Source organism: Pseudomonas brassicacearum (assembly GCF_918698105.1).
GTDB lineage: Bacteria > Pseudomonadota > Gammaproteobacteria > Pseudomonadales > Pseudomonadaceae > Aquipseudomonas > Aquipseudomonas brassicacearum_F.
On sequence record NZ_CAKKMI010000094.1, the window covers coordinates 1 to 21198 of the forward strand.

The 21198-nt window shown below is 61.1% G+C and carries 22 protein-coding genes; 17 read left to right on the forward strand and 5 right to left on the reverse strand.

What is annotated here, in order from left to right:
- Window positions 1-1104: PLP-dependent aminotransferase family protein (locus tag LQ215_RS25810; RefSeq protein WP_230153190.1), on the reverse strand; the 1104-nt coding region annotated here is incomplete at its 3' end.
- A gap of 82 nt (window positions 1105-1186) precedes the next feature.
- Here LQ215_RS25810 and LQ215_RS25815 point away from each other — a divergent pair.
- The 3 genes from LQ215_RS25815 (at window position 1187) to LQ215_RS25825 (ending at window position 3997) form a co-directional block, all read left to right on the forward strand.
- Complete coding sequence (locus LQ215_RS25815; protein WP_230153191.1) at window positions 1187-1624, forward strand: MarR family winged helix-turn-helix transcriptional regulator; 438 nt, start codon at window positions 1187-1189, stop codon at window positions 1622-1624.
- A 334-nt stretch (window positions 1625-1958) separates the two neighbouring features.
- Window positions 1959-3308 (forward strand): NCS2 family permease, encoded by a 1350-nt coding sequence (locus tag LQ215_RS25820; RefSeq protein WP_057452452.1) that lies wholly within the window; start codon window positions 1959-1961, stop codon window positions 3306-3308.
- A gap of 62 nt (window positions 3309-3370) precedes the next feature.
- Window positions 3371-3997: a LysE family translocator gene (locus tag LQ215_RS25825; RefSeq protein ID WP_230153192.1), complete on the forward strand. Its 627-nt coding sequence runs from the start codon at window positions 3371-3373 to the stop codon at window positions 3995-3997.
- 195 nt (window positions 3998-4192) lie between these two features.
- Here the strand turns inward: LQ215_RS25825 and uraH are convergent, their stop codons facing one another.
- Window positions 4193-4546: a hydroxyisourate hydrolase gene (gene uraH / locus LQ215_RS25830; protein ID WP_014339674.1), complete on the reverse strand. Its 354-nt coding sequence runs from the start codon at window positions 4544-4546 to the stop codon at window positions 4193-4195.
- Between the two features lie 414 nt (window positions 4547-4960).
- On the opposite strand from uraH, the gene puuE reads away from it, so the two are divergent.
- From puuE to LQ215_RS25860, 6 genes are all read left to right on the forward strand, one after another.
- On the forward strand, window positions 4961-5902 hold the full coding sequence (gene puuE, locus LQ215_RS25835) for an allantoinase PuuE (protein WP_214509625.1): 942 nt from the start codon (window positions 4961-4963) through the stop codon (window positions 5900-5902).
- A complete protein-coding gene (gene uraD / locus LQ215_RS25840) occupies window positions 5899-6414 on the forward strand; it encodes a 2-oxo-4-hydroxy-4-carboxy-5-ureidoimidazoline decarboxylase (RefSeq protein WP_230153193.1) in 516 nt (171 codons plus the stop codon). The genes puuE and uraD overlap by 4 nt, the downstream gene beginning before the upstream one ends.
- 68 nt (window positions 6415-6482) lie before the next feature.
- Entirely contained in the window at window positions 6483-7478 is a 996-nt protein-coding gene (alc, locus tag LQ215_RS25845) for an allantoicase (RefSeq protein ID WP_230153194.1), read from the forward strand.
- A gap of 121 nt (window positions 7479-7599) precedes the next feature.
- On the forward strand, window positions 7600-8103 hold the full coding sequence (locus tag LQ215_RS25850) for an ureidoglycolate lyase (RefSeq protein ID WP_230153195.1): 504 nt from the start codon (window positions 7600-7602) through the stop codon (window positions 8101-8103).
- A gap of 51 nt (window positions 8104-8154) precedes the next feature.
- Window positions 8155-9456, forward strand: a complete 1302-nt coding sequence (locus tag LQ215_RS25855; protein ID WP_230153196.1) for a urate hydroxylase PuuD — start codon at window positions 8155-8157, stop codon at window positions 9454-9456.
- 499 nt (window positions 9457-9955) lie between these two features.
- Window positions 9956-10741 carry an outer membrane protein OmpK gene (locus LQ215_RS25860; protein WP_230153197.1) on the forward strand — a complete coding sequence of 262 codons (786 nt, stop codon included), beginning with the start codon at window positions 9956-9958 and terminating at the stop codon, window positions 10739-10741.
- 234 nt (window positions 10742-10975) lie between these two features.
- Here the strand turns inward: LQ215_RS25860 and LQ215_RS25865 are convergent, their stop codons facing one another.
- The gene (locus tag LQ215_RS25865) at window positions 10976-12130 is read right to left on the reverse strand and encodes a patatin-like phospholipase family protein (RefSeq protein ID WP_230153198.1); all 1155 of its coding nucleotides are present in this window, start codon (window positions 12128-12130) and stop codon (window positions 10976-10978) included.
- 35 nt (window positions 12131-12165) lie between these two features.
- The gene (locus LQ215_RS25870) at window positions 12166-13098 is read right to left on the reverse strand and encodes a lipid A biosynthesis lauroyl acyltransferase (protein WP_057452459.1); all 933 of its coding nucleotides are present in this window, start codon (window positions 13096-13098) and stop codon (window positions 12166-12168) included.
- Window positions 13099-13216: 118 nt separating this feature from the next.
- Here LQ215_RS25870 and minC point away from each other — a divergent pair, with 118 nt between their 5' ends.
- The 7 genes from minC to LQ215_RS25905 all read left to right on the forward strand — a co-directional run bounded on the left by minC (window position 13217) and on the right by LQ215_RS25905 (window position 18923).
- Window positions 13217-13954 carry a septum site-determining protein MinC gene (gene minC, locus LQ215_RS25875; protein ID WP_003204540.1) on the forward strand — a complete coding sequence of 246 codons (738 nt, stop codon included), beginning with the start codon at window positions 13217-13219 and terminating at the stop codon, window positions 13952-13954.
- Between the two features lie 200 nt (window positions 13955-14154).
- Window positions 14155-14967, forward strand: a complete 813-nt coding sequence (gene minD, locus LQ215_RS25880) for a septum site-determining protein MinD (protein WP_003179114.1) — start codon at window positions 14155-14157, stop codon at window positions 14965-14967.
- Entirely contained in the window at window positions 14967-15221 is a 255-nt protein-coding gene (gene minE, locus LQ215_RS25885; protein ID WP_003179111.1) for a cell division topological specificity factor MinE, read from the forward strand. The genes minD and minE overlap by 1 nt, the downstream gene beginning before the upstream one ends.
- Before the next feature lie 114 nt (window positions 15222-15335).
- A complete protein-coding gene (locus LQ215_RS25890) occupies window positions 15336-15971 on the forward strand; it encodes an RluA family pseudouridine synthase (RefSeq protein ID WP_230153199.1) in 636 nt (211 codons plus the stop codon).
- Window positions 15972-15989: 18 nt separating this feature from the next.
- Entirely contained in the window at window positions 15990-17093 is a 1104-nt protein-coding gene (locus LQ215_RS25895) for a hypothetical protein (protein ID WP_230153200.1), read from the forward strand.
- 101 nt (window positions 17094-17194) lie between these two features.
- Entirely contained in the window at window positions 17195-18484 is a 1290-nt protein-coding gene (locus LQ215_RS25900; protein ID WP_230153201.1) for a M18 family aminopeptidase, read from the forward strand.
- A gap of 256 nt (window positions 18485-18740) precedes the next feature.
- The gene (locus LQ215_RS25905; protein WP_058542334.1) at window positions 18741-18923 is read left to right on the forward strand and encodes a hypothetical protein; all 183 of its coding nucleotides are present in this window, start codon (window positions 18741-18743) and stop codon (window positions 18921-18923) included.
- 7 nt (window positions 18924-18930) lie between these two features.
- On the opposite strand, the gene LQ215_RS25910 is transcribed toward LQ215_RS25905, so the two are convergent.
- Entirely contained in the window at window positions 18931-19662 is a 732-nt protein-coding gene (locus tag LQ215_RS25910) for a UTRA domain-containing protein (RefSeq protein ID WP_058542335.1), read from the reverse strand.
- 349 nt (window positions 19663-20011) lie between these two features.
- On the opposite strand from LQ215_RS25910, the gene LQ215_RS25915 reads away from it, so the two are divergent.
- Window positions 20012-21079, forward strand: a complete 1068-nt coding sequence (locus LQ215_RS25915; protein ID WP_230153202.1) for an ABC transporter substrate-binding protein — start codon at window positions 20012-20014, stop codon at window positions 21077-21079.
- Window positions 21080-21198 lie beyond the last annotated feature (119 nt).

The following is a 21198-nucleotide window of genomic DNA, read 5'->3' on the forward strand; positions in this document are numbered from 1 at the left end:
CAACCGCGCCGGGTCGATGTGGCTGAAGTTCAAGCGCAAGTGCCCCGGATGCTGGTCGGGCTCTGGAAAGAACGGCTCCCCCGGCATGAACGCAACGTCGGCCGCCAGCGCGGCGGGGAGCAAGGTGCGGGTGTCCAGCGGTTGCCTGAGGGTCAGCCAGAAAAACAACCCGCCCTGGGGCACGTTCCAGTCCGCGATGTCGGAAAAATGCGTTTGCAGCGCTGCCTGAAAGCGGTCGCGACGGTCCCGGTAGAAATCCCTCAACTCACTCAAATGGCTGCGGTACTGCTTGGTGCCGATCCATTGCAGCGCCTGCCATTGGCCGATGCGATTGGTGTGCAGGTCCGCCGACTGCTTGAGTCGCAACAGGTGCGGGAACAAATCCGGGCTGGCGATCAGGTAGCCCACCCGTAGCCCCGGCAACAGGGTTTTCGACACGGTGCCGGTGTAGATCCAACTGGCCTTCTTCAAGCGACTGACAATCGGCGTGGCACTGCCGCCATCGAACGTCAGCTCGCGGTAGGGTTCGTCCTCGATCAGGGTCACGCCAAATTCGTCCAACAGCGCCGCCACCGCATCGCGCTTGGCTTCGCTGTAGCGCACCGCCGAGGGGTTCTGGAACGTCGGGATCAGGTAGATAAACGCGGGCCGATGCTGCTCCAGCCGGGCCCGCAACTGTTTCAGGTCCGGGCCGTCGGCCTCCAGGGGCACGGTGATGCAGTCGGCGCCGAACAGCTGGAAAATCTGCAACGCTGCCAGGTACGTCGGCGCTTCGAGCATCACTTGCGTGCCGACGTCGATGTGCAGCTTGGCCGCCAGGTCGAGGGTTTGCTGGGAGCCGCTGACCACCAGCACCTGGCTCGCCTCACAGGCCACGCCCAGCGCCCGCGCCTGGGCCGCCAGGGCTTCGCGCAGGGCGGGTTCGCCTTCGCTCATGCCGTACTGGCCCATGGACAACGGCATGGCCGCCCATTCCACTTTCGGCAGCATGGCTTCGGCCGGCAGGCCGCCAGCGAACGACATCACTTCAGGGCGCTGCGCCGCCGCGAGGATTTCTCGAATCAAAGAACTTTTGAGGCGCGAGACACGTTCGGAAAAAGCCATGGAGGTCACCTGTAGCGGGGCACGGGAGGAATGAGTCAAACTGGTTGACCGAAATTACGCCGACCTCTGTGGATACGTCAATATGCTTGACCTTAAAAACCCGACTTCCCAACAAATGGCCATGGAAGCGTTCTTCTTCGGTTACCAGGCGTTTACCGCCAAGGCCGATGAAATGCTCGAGCGCCGCGGGTTGAGCCGGGTGCACCAGCGCATCGTTTTTTTCATCGCCCGCTACCCGTCATTGAGCGTGAAAGAACTGCTGGCGCTGCTCGGGGTGAGCAAGCAGGCGCTGAACATGCCGTTGCGACAGCTGATGGAAATGCACCTGGTGAACAGCGTCGCGTCCGAGACCGACAAGCGCAAGCGACTGCTGGAACTGACGGCCGAGGGCGAGCGCTTCGAGCAGGCATTACGGCGTGAGCAGGTGAAATTGCTGGAGCGGGTGTTTGCCGAGGCTGGGGAGGAGGCGGTGAATGGGTGGTTGGCGGTGAATCTGGGGCTGGGGACATCCAGTGACTGAAGGCGTCTGATCCGACGCTATCGCGAGCAAGCTCGCTCCCACAGGGTTCATGGGTGACCCCCAATCTTGCATTTCACCAAAGTCCACTGTGGGAGCGAGCTTGCTCGCGATAGCGTCCACCTGGGCGATATATCCCTATCGCCCGACATTTCGTCGACAACACAGAAAACATTATTTGCATTATTTGTATACAAAAGCATAATTCGCTTCGTGCGAGTTCCTGACCAACAGGTCAACATACTTCGCCAGCCTTACCTGCCTCAGCGCATCGCAACCACCCCCAGGGCGTGTGCGGTGCTGGAAATAACAATAAGACTCTTGAGGAGTACTCGCTGTGGAAAGCCGCAAACCCGAAGCCCGGACGCTGGACCTCTCGCCGCCACTACGCAGTGGCTGGCTGGAACGCCTCTTCAAACTCAGCTTGCATGGCACCACGGTGAAGACCGAGCTGATTGCCGGCCTGACGACCTTCATCACCATGGCCTACATCATCTTCGTCAACCCCAACATCATGGCCGACGCTGGCATCGATCACGGTGCCGCGTTCGTCGCCACCTGCATCGCCGCGGCCCTGGGTTGCCTGTTGATGGGCCTGTACGCCAACTGGCCGGTAGGCCTGGCGCCAGGCATGGGCCTGAACGCCTTCTTCACCTACACCGTGGTCGGCACCATGGGCTACAACTGGGAAACCGCGTTGGGCGCGGTGTTCGTTTCCGGTGTGTTGTTCATGGTCCTGACCCTGTCACGGGTGCGGGAGTGGTTGCTCAACAGCATTCCGGTGAGCCTGCGGTTCGCCATGGGCGCGGGGGTCGGGTTGTTCCTCGGGCTGATCGGCCTGAAAACCGCCGGGATCATCGTCGACAGCCCCGCCACCCTGATCAAGCTTGGCTCATTGCGTGAGCCCGGCCCATTGTTGGCCGCGGTGTGCTTCCTGATGATCGCCGTGCTCAGTTATCACCGCGTGTTCGGCGCGATCCTGATCAGCATCATCGCCGTGACCCTGGCCGGTTGGGGCCTGGGATTGGTGCAATACAACGGCGTCATGTCGACACCGCCGAGCCTGGCCCCCACCTGGATGGCGATGGACGTGGCCGGTGTGTTCAACGTCAGCATGATCAGCGTGGTGCTGGCCTTCCTGTTCGTGCACATGTTCGACACCGCCGGCACCCTGATGGGCGTTGCCCAGCGCGCCGGCCTGGTGAAAGCCGATGGCAAGATCGAGAACCTGTCCCGCGCCTTGAAAGCCGACAGCGCTTCCAGCGTTTTCGGCGCCATGGTCGGCGTGCCGCCGGTGACCAGCTACGTGGAAAGCGCCGCCGGTGTGGCCGCCGGTGGCCGCACCGGGCTTACCGCCGTGACCGTCGGTGTGCTATTTATTGCCGCCATGTTCTTCGCACCGCTGGCCGGGATGATCCCGGCCTACGCCACGGCCGGGGCCTTGATCTACGTCGCCATGCTGATGATGGGCGGCATGGCCCATATCGAATGGGACGAAGCGACTGACAGTATCCCGGCCATCGTCACGGCCATCATGATGCCCCTGACGTTCTCGGTCGCCGACGGTATCGCACTGGGTTTCATCACCTATGTGGTGCTCAAGGCCGGCACCGGTAAACACAAGGAAATCTCCGTCAGCCTGTGGGTGCTCTGCGCGATCTTCATCGCCAAGTTCATCTTCTTGTAAGCGGCACCGTATTCACCCGCCTCACCCAATGGGTGAGGCTTTTGTACATCAGGAGCAAAGCAATGAATCTGGAAACCTGGCTGTTGTTCAGCGGTGCCGCCTTGGTGGTGATCCTCATCCCCGGTCCGTTGTCGTTGTTGATGATCGGCAATAGCCTGAACTACGGCCTGCGCCGCTCGTATCCGGCATTCCTGGGTGGCGTGATCGCGTCGATCTGCTTGCTGAGTGCCTCGGCGCTGGGGCTCGGTGCGTTGTTGATGGCGTCGGAGCAGTTGTTCAGTGCCCTGAAGATTGTCGGTGCCCTGTACCTGTTTTACCTGGCCTGGCAGAGCTGGCAGCAATCACGCCAACCGTCCCGAGGCGCCGACGTGCCCCAGGCCGCCGCCGTCCCGCGCTTTCGCGCCCTCTTCGGCCGGGCATTCGTATTGGGCGCCAGCAACCCGAAGGACATCCTGTTCTTCGCCGCGTTCCTGCCGCAATTCTTGAGCGCCGAACAAGCGTTCCTGCCGCAACTGCTGATCATGATCGCCACCTGGACCGTACTCGACCTGCTGTGCAAATTGGCCTACGGCCTTGGTGCCCATGGCGCGGCGCGGTATCTGCGTACGGGTAAGGGCCAGGGCTGGTTCAACCGGGTCAGTGCCGGATTGTTTGGCGGTGCGGGGGCGGTTTCCCTGTTGAGCCGCTAAGCGCCAAAAGCATCGCGAGCAAGCTCGCTCCCACAATTGGAACGCATTTCAAGTGTGGGAGCGGGCTTGCTCGCGAAGGCGCCCTCCCAGACACCCTATTTTCATGGACGAAAAAAAGCCCGCAGTGTGAGCGGGCGAAAAACCAAAGAAGCGCCATGCGCAGTCGCTTCCAGGACCAGGCAGCAGCTTGGGGGATCAGCTGCCTCGATAGGTGGAATAGGCGTAAGGCGAGATCAGCAGGGGCACGTGGTAATGATCCTGCTCGGCCGAAATGCCAAAGCGCAGCACCACCACATCCAGGAACGCCGGCTCGGACAACTGGACACCACGGGCGCGGTAGTAATCGCCGGCATGGAATTGAATCTGATAGACACCCGAACGGTAGTCATCCCCTTGCAGCAGCGGCGCGTCGCAGCGGCCGTCGCTGTTGGTCAGCGCGCTGGCGACCAGCTGCAGTTGCGAACCTTCCACACGGTACAACTCGACCTTGATCGAGCTGCCCGGGCAGCCGTGTGCGGCATCCAAAACGTGAGTAGTCAAACGTCCCATTGATTGTGCGGGCCTCGCTGCAGTGCAGTCCGGCCTGACGCCTCCTGAATCAGTTGAAAGACAGGCCGCACCGTTTCGGAGCACGAAACGCCACGGCGATGAACGAATTAAGACACTTTAAAAGAAAATTGTACACAATAAAAAATAGATATTTCGTCCTTGCGCGTTCCGACCACCATCCCCGCCCAATCCGCAGCCAAACCAATGGATACGCTATCCTTACACCGATTAATTGACCAGATGGGCAGGTATCTTGCAGTGTAGACAAACCGGGGACGGCGGTGAAAAATGCAAAAAAATCAGGCTTACAAATCGTACATAAAGTTGTATACAATCACTCCATCGTCGTGACGCCAGCCTATGATCCATCGCCAGGGCGCCACCCATATGGTTCGAACAAGAAGGAAAACTGCAGTGAGCGCTGACTACCCACGCGACCTGATCGGTTACGGCAGTAACCCTCCCCATCCCCAGTGGCCGGGCAATGCCCGCATCGCCCTGTCCTTCGTGCTCAATTACGAAGAAGGCGGCGAGCGCAATATCCTGCATGGCGACAAGGAATCCGAGGCGTTCCTCTCGGAGATGGTCGCGGCGCAACCGCTACAGGGCGAGCGCAACATGAGCATGGAATCGCTGTACGAGTATGGCAGCCGTGCCGGGGTCTGGCGGGTCCTCAAGCTGTTCAAGGAATTCGATATCCCGCTGACCATCTTCGCCGTGGCCATGGCCGCCCAGCGCCATCCGGACGTGATCCGCGCCATGGTTGCCGCCGGTCACGAAATCTGCAGCCACGGCTATCGCTGGATCGACTACCAATACATGGATGAGGCCCAGGAGCGCGAGCATATGCTCGAAGCGATCCGCATCCTCACCGAAATCACCGGCGAGCGTCCGCTGGGTTGGTACACCGGCCGCACCGGCCCCAATACCCGCCGGCTGGTCATGGAGGAAGGCGGTTTCCTCTATGACAGCGACACCTACGACGACGACCTGCCCTACTGGGAACCGAACACGCCCAACGGCAAGCCGCACCTGGTGATCCCCTACACCCTCGACACCAACGACATGCGCTTCACCCAGGTGCAGGGTTTCAACAAGGGCGATGATTTCTTCCAATACCTCAAGGACGCCTTCGACGTGCTGTATGCCGAAGGCGCCGAAGCCCCCAAGATGCTCTCCATCGGCTTGCACTGCCGCCTGATCGGCCGCCCTGCCCGCCTCGCGTCCCTCAAGCGCTTCCTCGAATATGCCAAGGGTCATGAACAGGTCTGGTTCAGCCGTCGTGTCGACATTGCCCGCCACTGGCAACAGACTCACCCGTGCCCGCAAGCTTCGAAACCAGGAGCTTCGAAATGACAGCCTTCCAGACCCTCAATCCTTCCACCTTGAGCCGCGAAGCCTTCGTCCGGGCTTTTGCCGATATCTACGAACATTCGCCATGGGTCGCCGAAAAGGCTTTTGACCTGGGCCAGGACCCGTCGATCGACCAGATCGAAACCCTGCACCAGCGCATGAGCGACATCCTGTTGAGTGCCGATCACGCCAGCCAACTGGCCCTGATCAACGCTCACCCGGACCTGGCCGGCAAAGCCGCCGTCCAGGGCCAACTGACCGAAGCCAGCACGAACGAACAGGCCGGCGCCGGTATTCACCAATGCTCGAGCGATGAGTTTCAGCGCTTCACCGAGCTGAACGACGCCTACAAGGCCAAGTTCAAGTTTCCCTTCATCATGGCGGTAAAAGGCAGCAACCGGCATCAGATCCTCGCGGCGTTCGAAACACGCATCCATCACTCGGTAGACACCGAATTCAAATGCGCGCTGGCAGAGATCAACAAGATCGCGTTGTTCCGATTACTGACCCTTTAGCGAGCAGTCCTGAGCCCCAGGATCCTGCAAGCATCCCCAGCCAACTTATTTAAAGGCAGACAAGAAGAATGAAAGCTTACGCCGTACCTTTCGAGAAGTTCGTCAACCTGGCCGACGCCCGCCTCGGCACCAAGATCATCTCGGTCACCGATGACTGGTTCGCCGACGCCAACCGTCTGTTCCAACCGACCCCGGCCGTGTGGAAAGAGGGCGTGTTCGATGACAACGGCAAGTGGATGGACGGCTGGGAATCGCGGCGCAAGCGCTTCGAAGGCTACGACAGCGCAGTGATCCGCCTGGGTGTGGCCGGCTCAATCAAAGGCGTGGACATCGACACCTCATTCTTCACCGGTAACTACCCACCGTCGGCCTCCCTGGAAGCCTGCTTCCTGAGCGAAGGCGAACCAGACGAAAACACCCAGTGGACTGAAGTGCTGTCGGCCGTCGAGTTGCAAGGCAACAGCCACCACTACCACGAAATCAGCAACGACCAGGCCTTCAGCCACCTGCGCTTCAACATCTACCCCGATGGCGGCGTGGCCCGGTTGCGGGTCTATGGCATTCCGTACCGCGACTGGTCGGCCGTGGGCGACAATGAACAGATCGACCTGGCTGCCGCCCTCAATGGTGGCCGTGCCCTGGCCTGCTCCGACGAACACTTCGGCCGTATGAGCAACATTCTCAACCCGGGTCGTGGCGTCAACATGGGCGACGGCTGGGAAACCGCCCGTCGCCGTACCCCGGGCAATGACTGGGTGATCGTCGCCCTGGGCCATGCTGGCGAGGTGGAGAAAGTCATCGTCGACACCCTGCACTTCAAGGGCAACTATCCCGACAGTTGCTCGATCCAGGGCGCGTTCGTCAAGGGCGGCACCGACAGCCAGATCGAAACCCAATCGCTGTTCTGGCGTGAACTGTTGCCCAGCCAGAAGCTGGAAATGCACGCCGAACACACCTTCGCCGAGCAGATCAAGGCCCTGGGGCCGGTCACCCACATCCGCCTGAATGTGTTCCCGGATGGTGGCGTGAGTCGCCTGCGGGTGCTGGGCAAGGTGTCGAAATAAGGGTGAACCCGAATCGCGAGCGAGCTCGCTCCCACAGGGGAATGCATTTCAAATGTGGGAGCGAGCTTGCTCGCGATCGCGGCACAACAAACAACACAGAATTCAAGGTAAGAAGACCAGCATGCGCACACTCAAGATCGAACCGTTGACCAAAGAAGCCTTCGCCCCGTTCGGTGACGTGATCGAAACCGACGGCAGCGATCACTTCATGATCAACAACGGTTCGACCATGCGCTTCCATCGCCTGGCGACGGTGGAAACCGCCACGCCGGACGACAAGGCGATCATCAGCATCTTCCGCGCCGACGCGCTGGACATGCCGCTGACCGTGCGCATGCTGGAGCGCCATCCGCTGGGCAGCCAGGCGTTCATTCCGCTGCTCGGCAACCCCTTTCTGATCGTGGTCGCGCCACTTGGCGATGCACCTGTATCAGGCTTGGTCCGCGCCTTCGTCACCAACGGCAGGCAGGGCATTAATTACCATCGCGGCGTTTGGCACCACCCGGTGCTGACGATCGAAAAGCGGGATGACTTCCTGGTGGTTGATCGCAGTGGCACAGGCAACAACTGCGATGAGCATTTTTTCCAAGAGGATGAGTGTTTGATCCTCGCCCCCCACCAATAAGAGAAGGTCCGATCACGCGAAGACAAGCGTGACGGGCGAGAGGTAAAGACTGTGGAAGCACATATGCTGGAATGGCTGAACCTGAGCGTGCGCTGGGTTCACATGATCACTGGCGTGGCCTGGATCGGCGCGTCGTTCTACTTTGTCTGGCTGGAAAACAACCTCAATCGCGTCAACCCCAGGAGTGGCCTGGCCGGCGACCTGTGGGCCATCCATGGTGGCGGCATCTACCACCTGGAAAAATACAAACTCGCGCCTCCCTCCATGCCGGACAACCTGCACTGGTTCAAGTGGGAAGCCTACTTCACCTGGATGTCGGGCATCGCGCTGTTGTGCGTGGTGTTCTATTGGAACCCGAGCGTCTACCTGCTGGCTCCCGGCAGCAGCCTGAGCGGCCCCGAAGGCGTCGCCCTGGGTCTGGGTTCGTTGCTCGTCGGCTGGTTCGTTTATTCCTTCCTCTGCGACTCGGCCCTGGGCAAGCGCCCTGCCCTGCTCGGCGTGATTCTGTTCGTGCTGTTGATCGCCGCGGCCTACGGGTTCAGCAAGGTGTTCAGCGGTCGCGGTGCCTACCTGCATGTCGGGGCGGTCATCGGGACGATCATGGTCGGCAACGTGTTTCGCATCATCATGCCGGCCCAGCGTGCGCTAGTGGCGGCCATCGCCGAGAACCGCACGCCCGATCCTGCACTGCCGGCCAAGGGTTTGTTGCGTTCGCGTCACAACAACTACTTCACCTTGCCGGTGCTGTTCATCATGATCAGCAACCATTTCCCGAGCACCTACGGCAGCCAGTACAACTGGCTGATCCTGGCCGGGATCGCCGTGGCGGCGGTGTTGGTGCGCCACTACTTCAACACGCGCCATGACAGCAACCGGTTTGCCTGGACGCTGCCGGTCGGTGCCCTGGCGATGATCTGCCTGGCTTATGTCACCGGTCCCAAGCCCATTTCCAGCACACCCGACGTGGCCAAGGCGCCCGCTGCCATCGAGTACCAACCGCTGCCGGAAACCGCAGTGGGCGGTGGCGCAAAACCGGCGACGGCCCCGGCTGCACCGACAGCGGCGCCCACCCAGGCCGCCAACGCCCAGGGCCCTTCGTTCGAGAAGGTCCACAGCGTGATCCAGGAACGCTGCTCGGTCTGCCATTCGGCCAAGCCCACCAGCCCGTTGTTCAGCGCCGCGCCGGGTGGGGTGATGTTCGATACGCCAGAGCAGATCCAGCAACAGGCCACGCGCATCCAGGCCCAGGCCGTGACCAGCCAGATCATGCCCTTGGGCAACATCACCCAGATGACCCAGCAGGAACGCGATCTGATCGGCGCGTGGATCAACCAGGGCGCACGGACCAACTGAGCCTCGCGCACCTAACGTCACACGTCATACCGCTGACAGGCCGACCGGTTCACCCCGGTCGCCCGTCAGCGACTGCCTGCGCCTCAACAATAAAAACAAGAGGAAAGCACCTGATGATCCAGTCCCGCCAGCACGCCCCAAATTCGCCACGGATGCGCCGTTGCAGGGCACTTGAGCCCCTCAAGGCGAGCCCGTATCCTGCGCGGCCGTTCGAAACCGGCCGACACAAAAACCCTCTCTGATCCTGACCGGCCCGCCAACTTATCCCGGCGCTGGCGGATAGAATAAGCGCCCTTTCGAACACACCTTTTCGACTGTTCCAAACAGCTGGATGAGTCTTTTCCGGGTTTCCCCCGGGCTTGGCTCAGCTCTTGCTATCAGCACTGGCCACAAGCGAAAAGCTGACCGAACGGATGTTTTTTATCCGTAGAAAAAAGGCGCCACACCAGAGCGCTGACCCGAAAAAAAGCGGTACCACTTACCTTTGGGAGCAAACCGAATGAAACGTACGTGCACCAGCCTGATACTCGCAGGCGCCTTGTTGGCCGGGGGCCAAGCAATGGCCGACGAGCTGTTCCAGTGGCAGAACAACAGCCTGACCTACCTGTATGGCAAGGATTTCCAAGTCAACCCGCGCATCCAGCAAACCGTGACCTTCGAACACGCCGACGCCTGGAAATACGGGGACAACTTCTTCTTCCTCGATCGGATCTTCTACAACGGCCAGGACGACAGCCAGTCCGGCCCGAACACCTACTACGGTGAGTTCAGCCCACGCCTGTCGTTCGGCAAGATCTTCGACCAGAAGCTGGAGCTGGGTCCGATCAAGGATGTGCTGCTGGCCATGACGTATGAATTCGGCGAAGGCGACAACGAGTCCTACCTGATCGGCCCGGGTTTCGACCTGGCGATTCCCGGTTTCGACTACTTCCAGCTGAACTTCTACAACCGCCAGACCGAAGGCCCCCGCGCTGGCGATAACGTCTGGCAGATCACACCGACCTGGGCCTACACCATCCCCATGGGCTCATCCGACCTCTTGATCGACGGTTTCATCGACTGGGTGGTGGACAACGACAGCAACGCCAAAGGCACCTACCACGCCAACCTGCACATCAACCCGCAGATCAAATATGACCTGGGCAAGGCGTTGAAGCTCGGCGCCAAGCAGTTGTATGTGGGCGTGGAGTATGACTACTGGAAGAACAAGTACGGGATCGAAGACAGCGATGGGTTCAAGACCAACCAGAGCAATACCAGCTTCTTGCTGAAGTACCATTTCTGATCCTGGGATCGATATCGCAGACAATCCCTTTGTGGGAGCGAGCTTGCTCCGGGCGGCGATCCGTCGATAGCGGTGGGTCGGCTTGCATTGATGTTGAATGTGCCGCCGTCATCGCGAGCAAGCTCCCACATTGGTTTCGTGAAAGCCAGATTTAGCGTCCACCGCCAATCCCTTGTGGGAGCGAGCTTGCTCCGGGCGGCGATCCGTCGATAGCGGTGGACCTGCTTGCATCAGTCAGGACAACCCCAAAAACCGACTCAATGCCTCACGCTGCGCCAACGCATCCTGGCGTCCCAGCTCGATCAGTTCGCTGCAATACCCCGCCTCGAACAACAGGTAACTCAGCACCCCCGCACCGCTGGTCTTGGTCGCGCCCGGCCCGCGCAAGAATACCCGCAACGCACGGGGCAGTTCCTGGCGATGGCGGGCGGCGATTTCGTCGATCGGCTGGCTTGGGGAAATCACCAACACATCCACCGGCGCCGCGCCGAGGGCGTGGGCCGGTACGTCATCGGGCAGCAGGTGACTGAACCCGTTCAGGCGCTCAAGCAACTCGATGTCGCTTTCCAGGCTGTCAATGAACGTGCTGTTGAGCATATGGCCGCCGATCTGCGCCAGGGTCGGTTGCAGGCCGGTGTAACTGCGCTCGGTGGGATCCTGCCCACCGGCGCCCCGGGGGTTGCCGCTGACGCCGATCACCAGCACCCGATTGGCCCCCAGGTGCAAGGCCGGGCTGATGGGCGCCGATTGCCGCACCGCGCCGTCACCGAAATACTGCGGGCCGATCCTGACCGGCGCGAACAGCAACGGAATCGCCGAGCTGGCCAACAGGTGCTCCACCGATAACTGCGTCGGCACCCCGATACGTCGATGGCGCAGCCAGGCATCGATGGTCCCGCGCCCCTGGTAGAAGGTAACGGCCTGGCCGGATTCATAACCGAATGCCGTCACCGCCACCGCGCGCAGTTGCTGCTCGACGATGGCCTGTTCGATGCCCGAAGCGTGAAATTGGGCCTGGAGTAGTTCGCGCAATGGCGAACTGTCGATCAGCGCCACCGGCAACTTGGCCCCCAGGCCCAACAGGCTGTGGGTGATGAAACGCGTCGCCTGGGCGATCACGCCCCACCAGTCGCTGCGCATCACCTGATGGCTGCGCACCGCTTGCCAGAACGCAGTCAGCCGCTCGATGGCGGTCTTGAAGTCCATCGCCCCGCTCGCCAGGCTGACAGCGTTGATCGCCCCGGCCGACGTACCGACGATCACCGGGAACGGGTTGTCCGCACCGTCCGGCAACAATTCGGCGATGGCCGCCAGTACGCCCACCTGATACGCCGCTCGAGCCCCGCCGCCGGAAAGAATCAAACCTGTAACCGGTTCAGCTGGGGTCATCGCAATGCTCCGTGCTCAAGGGGATATCAAACAACTCAACCGCGTTTGTCGTACAGCTTCGGCTCGCCCGGCGGACGGCTCTTGAAGCGCCGATGGGCCCAAAGGTATTGCTCGGGACAATCGCTCACCGATTGCTCGACCCACTGGTTGATGCGGATGCAATCGGCCTCCTCGGTCTCGCCCGGGAAATCCGTCAGCGGGGCCTGGATCACCAGGCGATAACCACTGCCGTCGGCCAGGCGCTCTTGAATGAACGGCACCACCAGCGCCTTGCCCAGGCGGGCGAACTTGCTGGTGGCGGTGACCGTCGCGGCCTGGATGCCGAACAGCGGCACGAACACGCTCTGCTTGGCGCCGTAATCCTGGTCCGGCGCATACCAGATCGCCCGCCCGGCCCGCAGCAGCTTGAGCATGCCGCGCACGTCGTCACGCTCCACGGCCAGGGAGTCGAGGTTGTGCCGCTCGCGGCCGCGGCGCTGGATGTAGTCGAACAGCGGGTTCTTGTGCTCGCGGTACATGCCATCGATGGTGTGCTGCTGGCCGAGCAAGGCCGCGCCGATTTCCAGGGTGGTGAAATGCAACGCCATCAGGATCACGCCCTTGCCCTCGCGCTGGGCCTGCTTGAGATGCTCCAGCCCTTCGACATGGGCCAGTTTCGCCAGGCGCGAACGCGACCACCACCAACTCATGGCCATTTCAAAGAAGGCGATGCCGGTGGAGGCAAAGTTTTCCTTGAGCAGACGCTTGCGCTCGGCGGCGGACTTTTGCGGGAAACACAGTTCCAGGTTGCGACGGGCGATGCGCCGTCGGTCGCCGGCGACTCGATACATCAGCGCGCCCAATGCGCGACCGACCCGCAGCAACAACGGATAAGGCAATTGAACGATCAGCCACAACAGGCCCAGGCCGCACCACAGCAGCCAGAAACGCGGATGAAAAAATGCAGCTCGAAAACGCGGGCGATCCATTACAGCTTCCATTAGGACATGGGCCGCGCATTCTACATTGTTCGACCCGGGTTGCGGCTGGCGGACGATCTCGTTATAAGTCTCGGCACTTTTAGTGACAAGCCGTTGTACGCCGACCATGAGCCAAACCGAACCGCTAGACCAAGATCCCGTGTTCCAGCTGAAGGGCAGCATGCTCGCCATTACGGTGCTGGAGCTGGCCCGCAACGACCTGGAAGGCCTTGACCGGCAGTTGGCGGCCAAAGTCGCCCAGGCGCCGAATTTCTTCAGCAATGCCCCGCTGGTGCTGGCCCTGGACAAGCTGCCGGCCGGCGAAGGCGCGGTGGACCTGCCAGGCCTGATGCGCGTTTGTCGCCAGCACGGCCTGCGCACCCTGGCGATCCGCGCCAGCCGCATCGAAGACATTGCCGCCGCCATTGCCGTGGACATTCCGGTGCTGCCGCCATCCGGCGCCCGGGAGCGCGTGCTGGAACTGAGCCCGGTGGAAGCCAAGAAAGCCCCGGAAAAACCACCAGAGCCGACCATCAAGCCAACCCGCGTCATCACCTCGCCAGTACGCGGCGGGCAGCAGATTTATGCCCAGGGTGGCGATCTGGTCATCGTGTCCTCGGTCAGCCCGGGGGCGGAACTTCTGGCCGATGGCAACATCCATGTATACGGCCCGATGCGCGGTCGCGCGCTGGCCGGCGTCAAGGGGGATACGAAAGCCAGGATCTTCTGTCAGCAATTGAGCGCTGAACTGGTCTCCATCGCCGGGCAATACAAGGTCTCCGAGGATTTGCGCCGCGATCCGTTGTGGGGGGCCGGCGTTCAGATCAGCCTGTCGGGCGACGTGTTGAACATCATTCGGCTTTAACGGATACTGCCGCATTTTCCAAGCATCTCTAAAACGAGCGAAAACGGCTTAAACGACGTAGGAAAAAGGATCAGGCAGTGTTTACCGGAGGTAGACCCCGCCCGACATCCGATTCCAGCCAAGCCTGTCCAATTGCAGCGGTTTTCCAGAGATGTTTTTCAGGGGCTGAAAAAGTCCTTTTTCCTTAGGGGTGAAACACCTTGGCCAAGATTCTCGTGGTTACATCCGGCAAGGGTGGTGTGGGTAAGACCACCACCAGCGCCGCTATCGGTACCGGCCTCGCTCTGCGCGGCCACAAGACAGTCATCGTCGACTTCGACGTCGGCCTGCGTAACCTGGACCTGATCATGGGTTGCGAGCGTCGCGTGGTCTACGACTTCGTCAACGTGGTCAATGGCGAAGCGAACCTGCAACAAGCCCTGATCAAGGACAAGCGCCTTGAGAACCTCTACGTGCTGGCCGCCAGCCAGACCCGCGACAAAGACGCGCTGACCCAGGAAGGCGTGGAAAAAGTCCTGATGCAACTCAAGGAAGACTTCGAGTTCGTGGTCTGCGACTCCCCGGCCGGTATCGAGAAAGGTGCCCACCTGGCCATGTACTTCGCGGACGAAGCGATTGTCGTGACCAACCCGGAAGTGTCGTCGGTGCGTGACTCCGACCGCATGCTGGGGCTGCTGGCGAGCAAATCCCGTCGCGCCGAGAAGGGCGAAGAACCGATCAAGGAACACCTGCTGCTGACCCGCTACAACCCGCAACGGGTCAGCGATGGCGAAATGCTGGGCGTCGAAGACGTCAAGGAAATCCTCGCCGTCACCCTGCTGGGTGTCATTCCGGAATCCCAAGCGGTACTCAAGGCCTCCAACTCCGGCGTACCGGTGATTCTCGACGACCAGAGCGACGCCGGCCAGGCATACAGCGATGCCGTCGATCGCCTGCTGGGCAAGACCGTGGAGCATCGTTTCCTCGATGTAACGAAGAAAGGTTTCTTCGAGCGCCTGTTTGGAGGTAGGTAATGAACCTTTTTGACTTCTTTCGTGCCAACAAAAAGCCCAGTACCGCCTCGGTCGCGAAAGAGCGTCTACAGATCATCGTGGCGCACGAACGCGGCCAACGCAGCACCCCTGACTACCTGCCAGCCTTGCAGAAGGAACTGGTGGAAGTGATCCGCAAATACGTCAACATCGGTAGCGATGACGTGCATGTGGCGCTGGAAAGCCAGGGCAGCTGCTCGATCCTGGAACTCAACATCACCCTGCCGGATCGCTGATAGATCCTGCGGGAGCCACGGCGGCTCTGGCCCAAAACTCTTCACCCGGTGCTCCCACAGGGTCAGGAAAAAGGGCCCGAGCCGCCGTTGGCGTTTGTAACGAGACTGTTTTCAATGCCCCTGTCCAACATCCGCATCATTCATCAGGACGCCGCCGTCCTGGTGGTCGACAAGCCGACCCTGTTGCTTTCCGTGCCCGGCCGGGCCGACGATAACAAAGACTGCCTGATCACCCGCCTGCAGGAAAACGGCTATCCGGAAGCCCGAATCGTGCACCGACTGGACTGGGAAACTTCCGGCATCATCCTGTTGGCCCGCGACCCGGATACCCATCGCGAACTGTCCCGGCAATTTCATGATCGCGAAACCGAAAAAGCCTACACCGCGTTGTGCTGGGGCCAACCGGAACTGGACAGCGGCAGCATCGACCTGCCCTTGCGCTACGACCCGCCGACCAAACCTCGGCATGTGGTGGACCATGAACAGGGCAAACACGCCCTGACCTTCTGGCGCGTCCTGGAACGTCGTGGTGACTGGTGCCGGGTCGAGCTGACGCCGATCACCGGGCGCTCGCACCAATTGCGCGTGCACATGCTGTCCATCGGTCACCCGCTGCTGGGCGACGGGCTCTACGCCCACCCGCAGGCCCTCGCCGCCTGGCCACGCCTGTGCCTGCACGCCAGCATGCTCAGCTTCACCCATCCGCAAAGCGGCGAGCGCTTGCGCTTCGAGTGCCCGGCACCGTTCTAAATTCGATAAAGGCTTGGCATGCAGGTTATTGATTTTCCGGAAACACCCGTCAAAAAAGTTCGTCACCAACTGCTGTACCTGGTCTACGGCGACAAAGACGTTTATCGCCATGAGGCCAAGTTCAGCATCCTGACCGCCCTCGCCCACGGCAATCCGTCGACCCTGCCCACCATCAGGATCCTGACCGATCGGCCTGAAGATTATCAGGGCTGGCCGGTCGAGACCCTCACACTGAGCCCGCAGCGGCTGAGCGAGTGGCAAGGCGATAACGGTTACATTCACCGGCGCAAGGCCTGTGCCATCGCGGCCGGCCTGAAGCTGGCGGAAAAGACCCTGTTCGTCGACACCGACACGCTGTTCCTCGCCGATCCCGACCTGCTGTTCAAGCAAATCCAGCCAGGGCGTTACCTGATGGACAGCTTCGAATACAACTGGGACTACGTCTGCAAGCGCGAGGATTACCTCAAGCTGGGTTCGCGCCTGCGCCGCCACGGCATCACTCCGGACAACGGCTTCAAGCTCTACAACAGTGGGCTGTGCGGCGTGACTGACAGCGACGCGGCACTGCTGGCCCAGGCCGTCGAACTGATCGATGAATGGACCGAAGGTGGCTTCGACATCCACACCATCGAACAGATCGCGATCTCCTTCACGCTCCGCAACCAGGCCATTAACGAAACCAACAAGCACGTCTATCACTATTTCGCCGAAAAACGCTTCTTCCACACCATGCAGGCGCACTTCTTTGCCTTGCACGGCGAGGCGTTCAGTACGCAGTTGGTTGAGCGCTGCCATGACGTACCGCGCACCCGGCCTTTCCCCTCGGCCTGGCGGCGCCTGAAGATCAAATGGAAATTGCGCCACCAACGCGGCACTTTCTACAAGATCGGTCGCGACCTGCTGTATGGCAGCGCGGCGCCGGAGCATCCTTACTACAACCTTTGCCGGCACCACTGGTGGGATTCGGCAGCGCGGGAGATTCTTCGCCTGGACCCGGAGCGCCGGCAAGAGCTGTTCGGCCAACTGGAGCACTGGCCGCAGTGCTTGCCAGAACCGCCCAAGGCGCAAGACAAGCCCTGGATCATGGAGCACTTGCGCAAGCGGATCACGACCCTGGGCTAATCAAAACAGCGGGCTGCCGAACAATCCGAGACGGGGGATTGGGCCTGCAATGCAGGCGGTCGATGGGGTAAACTGCCGCCCATTGCTGTCTGGAGTTACTTATGCGCGCAGAGTTGAACCAGGGCCTGATCGACTTCCTCAAGGCCTCCCCTACCCCATTCCATGCCACCGCCAGCCTTGCCAAGCGCCTGGAGGCGGCAGGCTATCAGCGTCTAGACGAACGCGAGACCTGGGCCACCGAGGCCAACGGTCGCTATTACGTCACGCGCAACGACTCCTCGATCATCGCCTTCAAGCTCGGCCGCAACTCACCGTTGCACGACGGCATCCGCCTGGTCGGCGCTCACACCGACAGCCCCTGCCTGCGGGTCAAGCCGCAGCCGGAACTGCAACGCCACGGGTTCTGGCAACTGGGCGTGGAAGTCTACGGCGGCGCATTGCTGGCGCCGTGGTTCGACCGCGACCTGTCCCTGGCCGGGCGCGTGACCTTCCGCCGGGACGGCAAGGTTGAAAGCCAGTTGATCGATTTCAAGGCACCGATCGCCACGATTCCGAACCTGGCCATTCACCTCAATCGTGAAGCCAACCAAGGCTGGGCCATCAACCCGCAGAATGAATTGCCGCCGATCCTCGCCCAGTTCGCCGGGGATGAGCGTGTCGATTTCCGTGCCGTGCTCACCGATCAACTGGCCCGCGAACACGGCCTGAATGCCGACGTGGTACTCGATTACGAGTTGAGTTTCTACGACACGCAAAGCGCTGCGGTCATTGGCCTGCACGGTGATTTCATCGCCGGTGCGCGCCTGGACAACCTGCTGTCGTGCTACGCCGGTCTGCAAGCCTTGCTGAACGCTGACACCGAAGAAACCTGCGTGCTGGTGTGCAACGATCACGAAGAAGTCGGCTCGTGCTCGGCCTGTGGCGCCGACGGCCCGATGCTGGAACAGACCCTGCGTCGCCTGCTACCCGAAGGTGAAGCGTTCGTCCGAACCATTCAGAAATCCCTGCTGGTGTCGGCGGACAACGCCCACGGCGTGCACCCCAACTATGCCGACAAGCACGACGCCAACCACGGCCCCAAGCTCAACGCCGGGCCGGTGATCAAGGTCAACAGCAACCAGCGCTACGCCACCAACAGCGAAACCGCCGGGTTCTTCCGCCACCTGTGCATGGCCGAAGAAGTGCCGGTGCAGAGCTTCGTGGTGCGCAGCGACATGGGCTGTGGCTCGACCATCGGCCCGATCACCGCCAGCCAGCTGGGCGTGCGCACCGTGGACATCGGCCTGCCGACCTTCGCCATGCACTCGATCCGCGAACTGTGCGGCAGCCATGACCTGGCGCATCTGGTGAAGGTGCTGAGCGCGTTCTACGCTTCTCGCGAGTTGCCATAACCACACTAGGCTGTAGGAGCTGTGTAGGAGCTGTCGAGTGCAACGAGGCTGCGATCTTCTTTCCCAACCACTTGAACCCCAAGCGAAAGATCAAAAGATCGCAGGCTTCGCCAGCTCCTACAGAACCCAGCGGGAGCAAGCTCCCTCGCCACAATGATGTCCGCCTCAAGATCCGAGGAGGCCATGACATACATCATCCCACCCCAGCCAAACCCCAACTAGACTGACCTTATCCTTCCCCGACAAGGCCGTCGCCATGATCTCGATGTCTTCGTTCAACGCCATGCTGGTGCCCATCATTGCCGGCATGATCCTGCTGGCCATCGGCTTCAACTTCCGTGACAAGAACGTCGGGGTCTTTGCCATGTGGATCGGCATGTTACTGATCCTCGTCACGGTGTTGTTCCGCATCCTGGCCAAGCTCAACGAGTCGGCCTGACACCACCTCAGGCGGCAGGCGGTTGCTCCGGCACGTCGACGCCGACATGGATCGCATCGTGTCGCCAGAACTCCAGGTCGCAATCGATCAGCCGCTGATGCTGGTCATAGTTGACCCGGGCAATCCGCAGCCCCGGACTACCCACCGACACCTTCAATGCCGCCGCCGCTTCCGGCTGTAGCGAGGTGGGCACGATTTCAAACTTCACCCGGCCGTAGTGCAGGTCGTAATGGCGGGCGTACAGTTCGGTGATGGACTGGTTGAGGTCGAACCCCAGGATGTCCGGAAAATACTGCGGGTTCAGGTAGTGCTCGACGTACAGCACCAGCCGCTCGTCGATACGCCGCACGCGGCAGATCTGGATCACGCTGGACAGCGCCGGCAACTGCAACCAGGCACACACCGCCGCCGAGGCCGGTTGCAGGCGCGCCGAGATCACTTGGGTAGAAGGCACACGCCCTTGGGCTGCGACCATGGCGTGGAAATGGCTGCGCTGCATCAGGTTGTAGGCCAGGCGCGGCGGCGAAACGAACCAGCCCCGACGCTCCTCCCGATAGATCTGCCCCTGGGCTTCGAGCTGCAACAACGCCTCACGCACGGTAATGCGCGTGGTCCCGAACAACTCACTGAGCTTGCGCTCGGCCGGCAACTTGCTACCCGGTGCCAGCAACCCGTGGTCGAGCTGCTCTTGCAGGACCTGTCCGATGGCTGTCACCGCTTTGGTTGCATCGATGCGCATCAACGTTACCTATCTGGACTAGACCAGCACTGTTTCGGGGCAGGATCGACGGTCCATCGATCCGCTTCTTGGTCCAGCAAGCCTAGGCACTGCACATGACTGGCAGATGACAGAGCCGCCGAACGGTCGTTTTGCAAGCGTGCAAATTAACGGCCAAGTCCTTGCAGATCAGTTGTTTAACCATGGTCTACGCTTAATTCGCAGCCAACCTCCACGAGCCGGGCATTTCCTGGACCCTCCAACACCGACATCAAAATGTCACAGGGCTCGCCTACATTGGCTCAGGTATTGCTGACCTAGACCAACACAACCGCAATCGCAGCGTTGAAAACGCCCATAGGAGCTTCGGATGAAACAGCTTTTCCTGGCATCACTGTTAGGCTCGACCATTGCCATGTGCACCGCCGCCATGGCCGCTGACACCGATCTGAAAACGTTGGAAGCCGCTGCGAAAGCGGAAGGCGCCGTGAACAGCGTCGGCATGCCCGATGACTGGGCAAACTGGAAAGGTACCTGGGACGACCTGGCCAAGGTCTACGGCCTGAAACACATCGACACCGACATGAGCTCGGCCCAGGAAATCGCCAAGTTCGCCGCCGAAAAAGACAACGCCAGCGCCGACATCGGCGACGTCGGTGCGGCGTTCGGCCCGATCGCGGTCAAGCAGGGCGTGGTCCAACCCTACAAGCCAAGCACCTGGGAACAAGTCCCTGCCTGGGCCAAGGACAAGGACGGCAACTGGGCATTGGCCTACACCGGCACCATCGCGTTCATCGTCAACAAAAAGCTGCTGCACGGCTCCGAAGTGCCGACCAAATGGGCGGACCTCAAGACCGGCAAATACAAAGTCTCCATCGGTGACGTGAGCACCGCCGCCCAAGCCGCCAACGGCGTGCTGGCCGCGGCCCTGGCCAACGGCGGCGACGAGAAGAACGTTCAGCCGGCGCTGTTGATGTTCGCCGAAATCGCCAAGCAAGGGCGCCTGTCCATGGCCAACCCGACCATCGCCACGATGGAAAAAGGTGAAGTCGAAGTCGGCGTGGTCTGGGATTTCAACGGCCTGAGCTACAAGGCCAAGATGGCCAACCCGGATGACTACGTCGTGCTGATTCCGTCCGACGGCTCGGTCATCTCCGGCTACACCACCATTATCAACAAATACGCCAAGCACCCGAACGCCGCCAAGCTGGCCCGTGAGTACATCTTCAGCGACGCTGGCCAGATCAACCTGGCCAAGGGCAACGCCCGTCCGATCCGCGCCGAGCACCTGACCCTGCCGGCAGAGGTCCAGGCCAAGCTGCTGCCGAACGAGCAGTACAAAGGCGTGACCCCGATCAAGGACGCGGATGCTTGGGAGAAGACTTCCAAGGCGCTGCCGCAGAAGTGGCAGGAAGAAGTGATCATCAACATGCAATAAGGCGGTAGCTCCCGCTCGGATATCCACTGGGCACCCAACTGTGGAAGCAGTCCCTGTGGGAGCCGAGCTTGCTCGCGATGAACGATGACACGGTCTTGCAGTTGAACCGGGTCGCCTTC

Coding starts and splice junctions, on each gene's coding strand:
- LQ215_RS25900 (WP_230153201.1), top strand. CDS start 17,195: ATGCGCGCAGAGTTGAACCAGGGCCTGATCGACTTCCTCAAGGCCTCC.
- LQ215_RS25825 (WP_230153192.1), top strand. CDS start 3,371: ATGAATCTGGAAACCTGGCTGTTGTTCAGCGGTGCCGCCTTGGTGGTG.
- LQ215_RS25860 (WP_230153197.1), top strand. CDS start 9,956: ATGAAACGTACGTGCACCAGCCTGATACTCGCAGGCGCCTTGTTGGCC.
- LQ215_RS25895 (WP_230153200.1), top strand. CDS start 15,990: ATGCAGGTTATTGATTTTCCGGAAACACCCGTCAAAAAAGTTCGTCAC.
- LQ215_RS25815 (WP_230153191.1), top strand. CDS start 1,187: ATGCTTGACCTTAAAAACCCGACTTCCCAACAAATGGCCATGGAAGCG.
- alc (WP_230153194.1), top strand. CDS start 6,483: ATGAAAGCTTACGCCGTACCTTTCGAGAAGTTCGTCAACCTGGCCGAC.
- minC (WP_003204540.1), top strand. CDS start 13,217: ATGAGCCAAACCGAACCGCTAGACCAAGATCCCGTGTTCCAGCTGAAG.
- LQ215_RS25890 (WP_230153199.1), top strand. CDS start 15,336: ATGCCCCTGTCCAACATCCGCATCATTCATCAGGACGCCGCCGTCCTG.
- LQ215_RS25870 (WP_057452459.1), bottom strand. CDS start 13,098: ATGGATCGCCCGCGTTTTCGAGCTGCATTTTTTCATCCGCGTTTCTGG.
- LQ215_RS25865 (WP_230153198.1), bottom strand. CDS start 12,130: ATGACCCCAGCTGAACCGGTTACAGGTTTGATTCTTTCCGGCGGCGGG.
- minE (WP_003179111.1), top strand. CDS start 14,967: ATGAACCTTTTTGACTTCTTTCGTGCCAACAAAAAGCCCAGTACCGCC.
- LQ215_RS25850 (WP_230153195.1), top strand. CDS start 7,600: ATGCGCACACTCAAGATCGAACCGTTGACCAAAGAAGCCTTCGCCCCG.
- LQ215_RS25910 (WP_058542335.1), bottom strand. CDS start 19,662: ATGCGCATCGATGCAACCAAAGCGGTGACAGCCATCGGACAGGTCCTG.
- LQ215_RS25905 (WP_058542334.1), top strand. CDS start 18,741: ATGATCTCGATGTCTTCGTTCAACGCCATGCTGGTGCCCATCATTGCC.
- uraH (WP_014339674.1), bottom strand. CDS start 4,546: ATGGGACGTTTGACTACTCACGTTTTGGATGCCGCACACGGCTGCCCG.
- uraD (WP_230153193.1), top strand. CDS start 5,899: ATGACAGCCTTCCAGACCCTCAATCCTTCCACCTTGAGCCGCGAAGCC.
- LQ215_RS25915 (WP_230153202.1), top strand. CDS start 20,012: ATGAAACAGCTTTTCCTGGCATCACTGTTAGGCTCGACCATTGCCATG.